The 12,019-nt window shown below is 70.3% G+C and carries 12 protein-coding genes; 5 read left to right on the top strand and 7 right to left on the bottom strand.

The genetic code is table 11. The features are described from left to right. Positions 1–200: 200 nt before the first annotated feature. Together ABT053_RS36160 and ABT053_RS36155 are read right to left on the bottom strand one after the other, a co-directional pair. The gene (locus ABT053_RS36160; RefSeq protein WP_350975424.1) at positions 201–671 is read right to left on the bottom strand and encodes a GNAT family N-acetyltransferase; all 471 of its coding nucleotides are present in this window, start codon (positions 669–671) and stop codon (positions 201–203) included. 69 nt (positions 672–740) lie between these two features. After that, positions 741–1,862, bottom strand: a complete 1,122-nt coding sequence (locus ABT053_RS36155) for an FAD-dependent monooxygenase (RefSeq protein ID WP_350975422.1) — start codon at positions 1,860–1,862, stop codon at positions 741–743. Between the two features lie 143 nt (positions 1,863–2,005). Between ABT053_RS36155 and ABT053_RS36150 the strand changes: the two genes are divergently transcribed. Then, the gene (locus ABT053_RS36150) at positions 2,006–2,665 is read left to right on the top strand and encodes a TetR/AcrR family transcriptional regulator (protein ID WP_350975420.1); all 660 of its coding nucleotides are present in this window, start codon (positions 2,006–2,008) and stop codon (positions 2,663–2,665) included. On the opposite strand, the gene ABT053_RS36145 is transcribed toward ABT053_RS36150, so the two are convergent. Next, positions 2,634–2,918, bottom strand: coding sequence for a MoaD/ThiS family protein (locus ABT053_RS36145; protein ID WP_350975419.1), 285 nt, complete (start codon positions 2,916–2,918; stop codon positions 2,634–2,636). The two genes, ABT053_RS36150 and ABT053_RS36145, sit on opposite strands and share 32 nt — an antisense overlap. A gap of 8 nt (positions 2,919–2,926) precedes the next feature. Next, complete coding sequence (locus ABT053_RS36140) at positions 2,927–4,042, bottom strand: WD40/YVTN/BNR-like repeat-containing protein (protein ID WP_350975418.1); 1,116 nt, start codon at positions 4,040–4,042, stop codon at positions 2,927–2,929. A 535-nt stretch (positions 4,043–4,577) separates the two neighbouring features. On the opposite strand from ABT053_RS36140, the gene ABT053_RS36135 reads away from it, so the two are divergent. The 3 genes from ABT053_RS36135 to ABT053_RS36125 all read left to right on the top strand — a co-directional run bounded on the left by ABT053_RS36135 (position 4,578) and on the right by ABT053_RS36125 (position 6,515). Beyond that, complete coding sequence (locus ABT053_RS36135; protein WP_350975416.1) at positions 4,578–5,444, top strand: aldo/keto reductase; 867 nt, start codon at positions 4,578–4,580, stop codon at positions 5,442–5,444. 126 nt (positions 5,445–5,570) lie between these two features. Continuing rightward, positions 5,571–6,023, top strand: a complete 453-nt coding sequence (locus tag ABT053_RS36130; protein WP_350975415.1) for an Hsp20/alpha crystallin family protein — start codon at positions 5,571–5,573, stop codon at positions 6,021–6,023. A 150-nt stretch (positions 6,024–6,173) separates the two neighbouring features. Further along, a complete protein-coding gene (locus ABT053_RS36125) occupies positions 6,174–6,515 on the top strand; it encodes a MerR family transcriptional regulator (protein ID WP_350975413.1) in 342 nt (113 codons plus the stop codon). A gap of 29 nt (positions 6,516–6,544) precedes the next feature. Here the strand turns inward: ABT053_RS36125 and ABT053_RS36120 are convergent, their stop codons facing one another. The 3 genes from ABT053_RS36120 to ABT053_RS36110 are packed head-to-tail and all read right to left on the bottom strand — an operon-like array spanning position 6,545 to position 10,162. Beyond that, the gene (locus ABT053_RS36120; protein ID WP_350975412.1) at positions 6,545–7,444 is read right to left on the bottom strand and encodes a carbohydrate ABC transporter permease; all 900 of its coding nucleotides are present in this window, start codon (positions 7,442–7,444) and stop codon (positions 6,545–6,547) included. Further along, entirely contained in the window at positions 7,441–8,424 is a 984-nt protein-coding gene (locus tag ABT053_RS36115; RefSeq protein ID WP_350975515.1) for an ABC transporter permease, read from the bottom strand. Before ABT053_RS36115 ends, ABT053_RS36120 begins: the two co-directional genes overlap by 4 nt. Positions 8,425–8,467: 43 nt before the next feature. Further along, on the bottom strand, positions 8,468–10,162 hold the full coding sequence (locus tag ABT053_RS36110) for an extracellular solute-binding protein (protein WP_350975411.1): 1,695 nt from the start codon (positions 10,160–10,162) through the stop codon (positions 8,468–8,470). Between the two features lie 212 nt (positions 10,163–10,374). Here ABT053_RS36110 and ABT053_RS36105 point away from each other — a divergent pair, with 212 nt between their 5' ends. After that, entirely contained in the window at positions 10,375–11,580 is a 1,206-nt protein-coding gene (locus ABT053_RS36105) for an ROK family protein (RefSeq protein ID WP_350975409.1), read from the top strand. Positions 11,581–12,019 lie beyond the last annotated feature (439 nt).

Raw genomic sequence — 12,019 nt, 5'->3', positions numbered from 1 at the left:
GTCGCCCAGGGTGACCCGGCCGTAAACGGTCACGGCTCCCGGCCGTACACGGTCAGGCTCCCGGCCGTACACGGTCAGGCTCCGGCCGTACACGTCACGGCTCCCGGGCGGCCACGATCAGGGCGAGCCCCTGTCCGGGACGCTCGCTTTCGACCTTCGAGGGCGCGTCCACCGCGACGGCCCCTCACGACGGTTCGCGATCACGCCCGCGTCAGATCCAGCACCCCGACCGTCTCGCCCCCACTTTTCTCGCCGGTGAGCCGGAACCCGAGCTTGAGGTAGAAGTCCTCGGGGCCGCCCTCTCCCGGCTCCCACGTGACGTACAGCCGGGTGCCGCCGCGACGCCTGATCTCGGCGGCCACCGATTCGACGGCGAAGCGGCCGACACCACGTCCTTGCGCGTCGGCTGACACGTTGAGGCGCCACAGGCCGGACCGGAAGTCGGCCCCCTCGCCGTTCCAGTCGATGTCGAGGAAGGCCATGAGGAAGCCCACGGGACGGTCGCCGTCGAGGATGAGACGCGGCCAGGCCACCTCCGGGTGGACGTAGGCCTCGGCCAGCGACTTCACCACCGGCGAGACGAAGCGCTCCTGGCCGGGGCGGACCTCCACGGAGACGGCCGCCTCGATGTTGGCGGAGGTGATGGGCGCCAGCCTGAGGCTCTGGGTCATGCGAGAACCATACGGGTGGGTCACGCCTTGTTCCGTAGTGATCAATGCGCGAAGAGGCTTTTCAGGGGGTCACCGTCGGCTGGACCAGACGCGAGCGGCGAGGTCGCGGGCGGTGATTCCGAGCCGCGTTTTGGGGACGAGCAATGCCGTGGCCCGGCCGATGCCGCGCTGCTTCGGATCGACCAGGGCGCGGTGCTCGGTCTCGTAGTGGCGGAACGCCTCCGCGTGGTCGGCCGGTCGCGCGGCGAGCGCCTTGGCGAGGGTGTGGGCACCGGCGATGGCGAGGCTGGAGCCGTCGCCGAACAGCGACACGCACGACGCCGCGTCGCCGAGCAGCGCGACGCGGCCCCGCGCCCAGGTGGGCAGCCGCACGTGACTGACCGAGTCGAAGTAGAGATCCTCGGTCTTCCGGAGCCGGTCGAGCAGCTCCGGCACCCGCCAGCCGACGCCCGCGTAGGCGTCGGTGACGATCCGCCGGTGCCGCTCGGTGTCGCGGTGGTCGAGGCCGCTGATCGCCGGGCCGTGGAAGATGAAGGCGGCCAGCGCGTGACCCCGTGACGGATGGATGGAGACGAGCCTGCCCGGGACGTTGTACGTGAGCACGTCGTGCGGGTTGCCGGCCGGGCCGCCGAGGGGCAGGGTCGCGACGTAGAGGCCCATGTGCCGTACGAAGCCGGACTCCGGGCCGAACGCCAGCCGCCGTACCGCGGAGTGGAGCCCGTCGGCACCGATGACCAGGTCGAAGCGGCGCGGTTCGGCGCGGTCGAAGGTGACGTCGACGCCGTGCTCGTCCTGCCGCAGGGTGACGATCGTGTCGTCGAACAGGAACTCGGCGTCGTCGCGGGCGGACTCGTGGAGGACGGCGGCCAGGTCGCCGCGCGGGAGCTCGACCTCCCGGTTGCCGGCGGCGCTGCGGGTGGCGGGCAGGGCCACCCGGGCGACCTGCCGTCCGGAGGCGTCGACGATGCTCATCGCGGTCGCCCGGGTGGCGACGTCGCGCAGGCGGGGCATGATGCCCATCTCCTCGGCCACCGGCAGGGCGGGTCCGCGCACGTCGACGGGGTTGCCGCTGGAGCGCAGGCCCTGCGCCCGCTCCACGACGGTGGGCCGGAACCCGTGGCGGGCCAGCCAGTAGGCCAGGGTGGGGCCGGCGATGCCGCCGCCGGAGATCAGCACGCTGCGAGAGGACATGCCCACACCATAACCGCACTCAGTGCAGTTCTGCAATGAGTGCTGACTAACATCGATTGCTTATACGCATCGGTTGCTCATCCGCATCGGTTGCGTACTTGCGTCGGGTGCTTGTCCGCGTCGGGTGCCGTACGCTGGGGCGCGTGTCTCTTCGCGATCGCAAGCGGGCCCGCGTCCGCCAGGCCCTCGTCGACGCCGCGGCGGAACTGTTCGAGCGCGACGGCTACGACGAGACGACCATCGCCGACATCGCCGCCGCGGCCGACATCGGCACACGCACGTTCTTCAGCTACTTCGCCAGCAAGGAGGAGCTGCTGTTCCCGGAGGGCGACGCGCGGGTCAGGGCGGCGATCGAGGCCATCGCGTCACGCGGCCCGGACGACGGCCCGGCCGAGGTGCTGCTGCGCGCGCTGCGCAAGGTCGGCGACGACGGCGACGACCTGACGAGCCGGCTCGCCGCGCTACGGCTGAGGTTGATACGGACCGTGCCGGTGGTACGCGGGCGGGCGCTTCAGCTCCAGTTCGACGCGCAGCGAGAAATCGCCGGGCATCTGGCCTCGGCGTTCCCCGAGCGGCTCGACAGGGTGAGCGCGGCGGCGCTCACCGGGGCGTTCGTCGGCGCGGTCACGAGCGCGCTGCAGGTGCTGCTCGACGACCCCGACCAGATCGGGGACCCGGCCGAGGTGCGAGCGGCCGTCCACCGGGCGACCGACGTGGCGCTCACCCCGTGGCTGCGGGCGTCGGGCGGACCGTGGACGGAGGCGTCCGGGGCTAACCGCCCGCCATCGCCCCCACCACCATGAACGGCTCGGCTCCCGTCGCGACCGGCTCGGGCAGCGGGGTGTCCGGTGGCTCGTGGGACAGGTCCCGCTCGCAGGCGAAGAACCGCACGAACGGGCGGCGCCGCTGCGTGTCGTGGTCGCGGATCGTCCCGCGCAACATCGGGTAGCGGGCCTCAAGCGCGTCGAGGACCGAGCGCTGCGTGGCCTCGCCCTGGATCTGGAGCTCCACCTCGCCTTCGGTGCTCGCGAGGTTGCGCAGATGTGCGGGAAGCACCACGCGGATCATGGCAGCGTCTGCACTTCGACGGACAGCACGGCCGGAAGGTCCCGGACGATGGGCGCCCAGCTGTCGCCGGAGTCGGACGAGGCATACACCTGCCCGCCGGTGGTGCCGAAGTAGACGCCGCACGAGTCCAGCGTGTCGACGGCCATCGCGTCGCGCAGCACGTTGACGTAGCAGTGGCTCTGCGGCAACCCCTTGGTGAGCGGCTCCCACTCGTTTCCGCCCGTCCGGCTGCGGTACACCCGCAGCTTTCCCTCCGGCGGGTAGTGCTCGGAGTCGCTCTTGATGGGCACGACGTAGACGGTGTCCGGCTCGTGCGCGTGCACGGCGATCGGGAACCCGAAGTCGCTGGGCAGGTCGCCGCTGATCTCGTACCACGAGTCGCCGGCGTCGTCGCTGCGCATGACGTCCCAGTGCTTCTGCATGAAGAGCACGTCCGGGCGCGACGGGTGCGCGGCGATGTGGTGGACGCAGTGGCCGACCTCGGCGTCCTGGTCGGGGATGCCCTCGGAGCGCAGGCCGCGGTTCGCCGGCTGCCAGCTCTTGCCGGAGTCGTCGGTCCTGAACACGCCCGCCGCCGAGATCGCCACGGTGACGCGGGCGGGATCGCGCGGGTCGGCGACGATCGTGTGCAGGCACATCCCGCCGGCGCCCGGCTGCCAGGAGGGCCCGGAGCGGTGCTCGCGCAACCCGGCCAGCTCCTGCCAGCTGTGCCCGCCGTCGACCGAGCGGAACAGGGCGGCGTCCTCGACCCCGGCGTACACCGTGTCGGGATCGGTGAGCGACGGCTCCAGGTGCCAGACCCGGTTGAACTCCCACGGGTGCGGGGTGCCGTCGTACCACTGGTGGGTGCCGGGGACGCCGTCGTACTGGAACCGGTTACCGACCGCCTCCCACGTCGCGCCGCCGTCGTCGGAGCGCTGGATCACCTGCCCGAACCAGCCGCCGGACTGCGACATGTAGAGCCGGGACGGGTCGGCGGGGGAACCGGTGAGGTGGTAGATCTCCCAGCCCCCGAAATGGGGGCCGCTGACGTCCCATCGCTCACGCTTTTCGTCGGAGGTCAGGATGAACGCGCCCTTGCGCGTGCCAACCAGCACTCGTACACCACTCATCGGCGTTCCTTTCCGGGCCGGTGCCGAGCCGGCTCGACAGCGCGGCCACGTTTCTGATCGTCCGACCGGGCTCGGAGCCGATCCGTCCACGACATGTCCGCCACGGCCGTGGGCACCGACGCTACGACAGCCCACCGACAAAAACGCGGCACGCCACGGCGACATCGCGTCACACCCCGACAACGGACCGGCGTCACGGCAATGGGCCGATGTCACGACGGTGGACCGGCGTCACGACGGCGGGCCGGTGTCACGGACAACGGGCCGGTGTCGCGACGGCGAGGTCCTCGCGCTTGTCGCCCGGACGCGTTCCCGGCCCGTCCGGTTCGCGGGTCTCACCTCGTGCCGTGAGGAAGTCCGATCCTCGCGCGCGGCGTCGGGTGGCGTCGGGTGATGTCACCTGGCCCGCCCTGTCTGGGGTGTTTTGCGGGTGTGTGCCACAAGATTCACGAGTACGGGGTTCAAGAGGGGGAATCGGCCTCATCGCCATGCTGTTGCGAACCATGAACATCAGGCCTAGTCCCGGGAGGACACCATGACGACCACGACTCGTCCCGCCGAAGCGTCGGGCCGGTTCACCATCGGGGGAGACCTCACCGTCAACCGCCTGGGTTACGGGACGATGCAGCTCACCGGCGAGGGCGTGTGGGGAGACCCGCGCGACCCGGAGGAGGCGGTCCGCGTCCTGCGCAGGGCCGTCGAGCTCGGGGTGAACTTCATCGACACCGCCGACTCCTACGGCCCGTTCGTCGCGGAGCTGCTCATCAAGAAGGCGCTGCGCCCCTACGCCGACGACGTGGTCATCGCGACCAAGGCGGGGTTCACCCGGCAGGGCCCCGGGCTCTGGACGCCGGTGGGCCGCCCCGAGTACCTGCGCCAGCAGGTCGAGCTGAGTCTGCGCCACCTCGGCGTCGAGCGGATCGACCTGCTGCAGCTGCACCGCATCGACCCCGAGGTCCCCGTCGCCGACCAGGTCGGTGAGCTCGCGCTGATGCAGCGGGAGGGCAAGATCCGGCACATCGGTCTCAGCGAGGTCAGCGTCGAGGACGTCGAGGAGGCGGGGAAGTCGGCGACGATCGTCTCGGTGCAGAACCTCTTCAACCTCGCGCACCGCGACGCCGAGCCGCTGCTGGAGTACTCCGAGGCCAACGGTATCGCCTTCATCCCGTGGTTCCCGCTCGCGACCGGCGCGCTCGCGGCCGAGGGCGGCCCGCTCGCCGCGGCGGCCAAGGAACACGGCGCCACCCCGTCGCAGCTCGCGCTGGCGTGGCTGCTGCGTCGTTCGCCGGTGATGCTGCCCATTCCCGGCACCTCGTCGGTCGCCCACCTGGAGGACAACGTCGCCGCCGCGGCCGTCGAGCTGACCGACGCCGAGTTCGGCGCCCTGACCAGGGGAGCCTGACGCCGCTCCAAGAATTTTCGTGAGGGTACTTGCGAACCGGCATACCGCTAACCTATAACTGAACTAAGAGGTTTTCGAGAAGGCAGGCTTGAGGATACCTGCCAGTTCACACGGAGGTGGTTACCGATGCTGCTGACGTCGATCGACCCGTTCATCCAGGAGTTCGACCGCCAGTTCGACCGGCTCGCGCGTCAGGCCCTGGGGTCCGGTGAGGCCGCGGGCCGCGCCATGCCGCTGGACGGTGTCCGGCGCAAGGACGACGTCCTCCTGAAGTTCGACCTCCCGGGCATCGACCCCGACACCATCGAGGTGACCGTCGACCGCGGGGTGCTCTCGGTGAGCGCCGGTCGCGAGGAGGAGTACGGGGAGGACGACCGCCTGTTCGTCCGGGAGCGTCCGATGGGCACCTTCACCCGCCGCGTCTACCTGTCCGAGCACCTCGACAGCGAGAAGATCGACGCCGCCTACTCCAACGGCGTCCTGGCGGTGCGCATCCCGGTCATCGAGCGGGCCAAGCCCCGCAAGGTCGCGATCCAGATGGCCGAGAACGCGTCCGACCAGAGGTCGATCAAGGCGTGAGGTCCGGGGTCCGACCGAAGGACCTCCTCGGGGTGGGTGCCGGGTTCCGGCGCCCACCCCCGCGCGTTTCCCGCCCCCGTCACCGCCCCCGTCACCGTCTCGGACCTCCCGTAAGAATCCAGCGAACCCCCACACGGGAAAGGAGCGGTGATGGCCCGGTTGCCCTTCGACGACGAGCACGCCCCGCTGTACTCCGTCGGCCAGGTCGCCGACATGCTCGACGTCGAGCAGGCGTTCCTGCGCAGGCTCGACGAGCACGACGTGGTCAGCCCGGCCCGCTCCACCGGTGGCCAGCGCCGCTACACCCGCCACGAGATCGGCGACCTCCAGGACGCCATCCGTCTCGTGGGCGAGGGCATGAGCCTCGCCGCCGTACGCCGGATCTTCACCCTGCAGCAACAGGTCCGCGACCTGCAGGAGGAGCTCGCCAGGGAGCGTGCCCTTCGGCGGGAGAACCCGCCCTCCGGGCGGCCGGGGCCGCCCAGCCCCTGACGGCGTCGCCAAGCCCTTGACGGGACGGCTCACCCCTTGACGGCGCCGATGATCACCCCCTTGGTGAAGTGCCGCTGGACGAACGGGTAGACGAACAGCACCGGGAGCAGCGCGACGACGATGATGGCCATCTGGATGGCGAGGCTCGGCGGCGGGGTCTGGCCGGCGACGGTGCCGACGCCGGTCTGGCCGGCGATCAGCGACTGGCCCTGGAGCACGTACTGCCGCAGCACCACCTGCAGCGGCCACTTGGCGTTGTCGTTCAGGTAGAGGACGGCGTTGAAGAACGAGTTCCAGTAGCCGACCGCGTAGAACATGCCGATGACGGCCGTGACGCCCTTCGACATGGGCAGCACGATGGTGCGCAGGATACGGAACTCGCTCGCGCCGTCGATGCGGGCGCTGTCGCTCACCTCCTGGGGGATGTTCATGAAGAACGCCCGCATCACCACGAGGTTGAACGCGGTGACCGCGCCGGGCAGGATGAGCGACCAGTACGTGTCGATCAGCCCCAGCGAGCTGACCAGCAGGTAGTTCGGGATCATCCCCGGGCCGAACAGGAACGTCAGCAGGATCAGGAAGAGCATCGGCCGGTGCAGCAGCGACCCCGGCCGCGACAGCCCGTAGGCGGCCAGCACGGTGACGGTGAGGCTGATCGCCGTGCCGACGACGGTCACGCCGAGGCTGACCCCGACCGACCGGGTCACCACGCCGCCGGAGAACAGCTCCTCGTACGCGGCGAGGGACAGCCCGCCCGGCACGGTGACCAGGCCGCCGGCCTCCGTCACCGCCTCCTGGGTGGACAGGCTGGTCAGCACGACCATGTAGATGGGGAAGAGCACGCACGCGACGATGAGCGTGAGGACGAGCCCCTTGAGGAGCCCGCCGGCACGGCTGGGCCGCTCGGCCCAGGGGGGAAGAGTCGTCATGATCGTTTGTAGATCCCCTGCTCGCCGAATCGATGGGCGACCCTGTTGGCCACCAGGATCAGCACCAGCCCCACCAGGCCCTTCACCAGGCCGGCCGCCGCGCCGTAGCTCCACTCGCCGGTCAGCAGCGTGCGCCAGTACACGAACGTGTCCAGCACCTCGGCGGCGTCCCTGCCGACCGCGTCGCGCTGCAGGAAGAACTGCTCGAAGCCGACGTTCAGCGCGTCGCCGAGGCGCAGGATCAGCAGCAGCACGATGACCGGGCGCAGGCCCGGCAGGGTGATGTGCCACAGCCGCCGCCAGCGGCTCGCGCCGTCGACGGCGGCGGCCTCGTAGAGGTTCTGGTTGATGGCCGCCAGCGCGGCCAGGAAGATGATCGTTCCCCAGCCGGCGTCCTTCCAGACGGTCTCCGCCGTCACCAGCGCGATGAACGTATCCGGATTTGTCATGATGTCGATGCCGTCGTACCCGTGGTCCCGCAGCACCTGCGAGAGCAGGCCCGCGCCCCCGAACATCTGCTGGAACAGCGTGACCACCAGCACCCACGAGAAGAAGTGCGGCATGTAGACGACGCCCTGGACGAACAGGCGCAGCCGGGGCCGCACCACGCTGTCCAGCAGCACGGCCAGCATGATCGGTACGGGGAAGTAGAAGACCAGCTGGAACGCGGTGATCGTCAGGGTGTTGAGCGTCGCGTCCCAGAAGCTCGCGTCGAACACCAGCCAGTGGAAGTTGGCGAACCCCACCCACGGGCTGTCCCCGATGCCCACGTACGGCGAGTAGTCCTGGAACGCGATCACGTTGCCGAGCAGCGGGACGTAGTGGAACAGGACGAGCAGCCCGACCGCGGGAAGGGCCATGAGCAGCAGCTGCCAGTCACGTTTCAGACGCGCTCCGAAGGGTTGAGGGCGCGCCCGGCTTGTCCTCGGACCCCTTTTACGGACATCCTTGGAGGTGCCGGCGCCGGCGGGTGAGGTCAGGTCACCCGCCGGCCCGGTTTTTCCTCGCCCGCCCGACGACGTCCTAAGCACGGCCGTTGTCCCGCAGGACCTTCAGGTAGAAGTCGCGGGCCTCGTCGCCGCCGTCCCGCCGCCACTCCGTGGCGATCTGCCTGGCGTCGCTCACCGGCCGCCGGCCGCGCATGATGTCGGTGAACTTGTCCTCGGTGGGAACCTGCAGCCCGGAGTACCTCGACGGCCGCTGGATCCTGATCCCGTCGAACGGGCCCTTCTCCAGGTACGGGAAGCTCGCGTTCTGCCACTCGACGTTGGCCTTCACCGCGTCGGGCCAGGGCCAGTCCACGTACAGCGGGCGCCCGCCCAGGAAGCCGTAGGTGTAGGCGACCTCCTTGCGGCCGAGGTCGTTCGCCTGCGGGACGTTGTTCTCGTCCCGGGTGAAGTGCTCGCCCTCCACGCCGTAGTTGGCGAGCTCGTACTCCTTGGTCCCGTACGGCGCCGCGCACCAGTTGAGGATGGAGAGGATCTCCTCCACCCTCTCCTTCGGCAGGCCCTTCTTGACGAAGGTGAAGATGCCCGCCGCGTTGCCGTGGTACATCAGCGGCGTGCCGCCGTCGTGGGCGAAGACCGGGAAGGCGCCCAGGCTGAAGGCGGGATTCTTGCCGCGGTGCTGCTGCAGGAGCTCCTTCCAGCCGCCCAGCCCGTCGCGGTAGATCAGGATCTGCCCGGCCCCGATCAGCTCCTTCTCGTTGGCGCCCTTGCTCCCGGCGACGCTCGGGTGGACCAGCCCCTCCGCGAAGACCTTCCGCATGAACTCCAGCATCAGCTCGAACTCGGGGGTCTCGTACTTGTGGACGAGCTTGCCGCCCTCGTACCGCCAGTCCTGCGGGATGCGGAAGGTCGGCCACATCATCTCGTGGATGCTGCCGAACGCCCAGCGCTTGGCCTTGGCGTCGGTGATCTCCTTTCCCAGCTCGAACAGCTCGTCGGCGGTCTTGGGGGCGGCGTTCCAGCCGTTCTTCTCGAACAGGTCCTTGCGGTAGAGCAGTGCGAAGGGGTACGGCTCGGTCGGGAACGGCACCGCCATGAGCTTGTCGTTCCATACCGACCACTGCCACGCGGCCGTCGGCAGCGCGGCCAGCAGCGGGTAGGGCTTGACCTTGTCGCCCTGCAGGTACGGGGTGAGGTCCTCGAAGGCCTTGTCGACGGCGGTGTTGAAGTCCGCCATCTTGTCGATCTCCCAGCTCGGGATGACCATGATCTCCGGGACGTCCCCGGCGGCGAGCCTGGCGATGGCCTTGTCGCCGTAGACGTTGCCGTCGGTGATCTGGAACTCCACGGTCGCGCCGATGTCGGCGTTGACGGCCTGGAAGTAGGAGTTGTCCGCCAGGCCGGGCGGCGGCGGGCCCCACAGCGGGGTCATGGCCTTGTAGGTACCGCCTTTGCCCGCCTTCTGGGTGAGCGCGGCGGTGGGGGTGGCCGGGTAGGAGGTGAAGCCGCCGCTGACGTCGGGGACCCCCGGCAGGGTGGAGATCGTGCCGGGAATATCGGGCTTGATACCGGGGAAGGCGGTGTAGGTGGGGGTGAGGGACGTCAGCTTGTCCGCCGCGGCGGCCGTGGCGCCCCCGGCGCCGGGCCGGGGACCGGTCGGCGCGGAACACGCGCCCAGCAGGCCGCCGCCCGCGACCGTCGCGGCGCTCAGTCCCACCAGCCCGAGGAATCCACGGCGGCTGGTCATCGCGCCCGGGGGAAGATCCTTCACGGGGCGCTCCCTTCGTTGTCTCGAGACGGGTCCGGGGTGTCGTGGGGAACGGCTCCGGGGTAGAATTAGTTAGTCTTTCGACCAAACAAATTAGTCGAGGGTGGCCGCCGCCACAAGGGATCGCCGATCGCGGGGAGCCGGGGAGCGGTCACGGATTGGTGAACGATGGGGCATGATGGGGCCAGCCTGGCCGAGCGGGAGCGGGACTCACCTTGATCACATCTACGACTGACCCGCGGCCGGCCGACTTCGCCGACGTGCGGGCCACCAACCTCGCCGTCGTGCTGAGGTTCGTGCGCGAGCACGCGCCGTGCTCGCGGGCCGACATCGCGGCGTCGACCGGTCTCAACAAGGCGACCGTGTCGAGCCTGGTCGCCGATCTGATCGACCGCCGCCTGGTCAGGGAGACCGGCCTGACGGAGAACCGCGTCGGCCGCCCCGCCACGATGCTCGTGCTCGACGGGTCGCCGTACGCCGCGATCGGCATCGAGGTGAACGTCGACTACATCACCGCGGTCGCGGTGGACCTGTCGGGGGAGAGGCTGCTGTCCTGGCGCAGGTCCTTCCCCGGCGCGGCCGGCACGGCGGGCCAGGCCATGGCCACCGTCGCGGGGATCGTCCGGCGCGTCGTGACCCGGATGGCCAAGGAGGAGCGCCAGGTCCTGGGGCTGACCGTGGGCGTGCCGGGGCTCGTCGGCACCGACGGCACCGTGCGCATCGCGCCCAACCTCGGCTGGCGCGACGCCGACCTCTGCGGCGACCTCACCAAGGCCCTGCGCGACCCGGGCTTCCCCGTCCAGGTCGACAACGACGCCAACCTGGCCGCCCTGGCCGAGCACCGCTTCGGCCCGTACGCCGGGACGGCCAACCTCGTCTACCTCACCGGCGAGATCGGCGTCGGGGCCGGGGTCATCCTCGACGGGCGGCTGCGCCGAGGCGGCCAGGGGTACGGCGGCGAGATCGGCCACATCCAGCTCGACCCCTTCGGCGCCGAGTGCCGCTGCGGGCGCCTGGGCTGCCTGGAGGCCGTCGCCGGGATCGGCGCCGTGCTGGAACACGCCGCGATCTCGCCCGCCGAGGTCGAGGTCGAGCTCGACGAGGTGGTACGGCTGGCCCGCGCGGGCGACGCGCGCACGCTCGCCCTGCTGAGCTCCGTGGGCCACAACCTCGGCAAGGGCGTGGCCCTGATGACGAACCTGCTCAACCCCGAGGTGGTCATCCTGGGCGGCTACTACGTGCCGCTCGCGCCGTGGCTGCTGCCCTCGGTGGAGACCGAGACCCGGGGGCGCACGATCGCCCCGGAGGCCGGGGGCTGCCAGGTCGTGGCCTCCACACTCGGATACGGCGCGGCCGCGCTGGGGGGCGCCGCCCGCGTGCTCGACTCCGTGGACTCAGGACGCCTGCCCCGGGTCTCGTGATCCGCGCTTGGATGCCCGCCGCGAGTCTCGTGACCCGCCTCCCGCCGGACATCTGCCTGACATCTCGGACGTCGTGGTCATCGCCCTGGATTCACGTTGTTTTCAGCTAGATTCACGACGCTCCCGGCGGATCTCCCGTCCCGATCCCGGGGCATCCGGGTCGCTCGCTGGGATCTTCCGCTCCGGGCCCGGGGGGATCGCGGCCGTTCGCCGGACACCTCTTGACCTTGGCCATCCGGGAGTGCACCCTTCATGGAAGCTCCGTTCGAAACACGCGCGTAACGGACAACCGGGGCGCGCGGGTGGCGACGGAGTTTTCCCGGACCGACTGTCGAAGCGCTTCGACTGAGGCGTCCTTCCAGGTCGGAGCCGGTGCCGGAACCACGGGAACCCGGAACCACGGGGAGCCGCGTGGAACCGCGTTGGAACCATGTCGGAA

The sequence above is a fragment of the Streptosporangium sp. NPDC002524 genome, from assembly GCF_040295985.1.
In the GTDB taxonomy this organism is placed as follows: domain Bacteria; phylum Actinomycetota; class Actinomycetes; order Streptosporangiales; family Streptosporangiaceae; genus Streptosporangium.
This window is presented reverse-complemented; position numbering and strand designations above follow the sequence as displayed.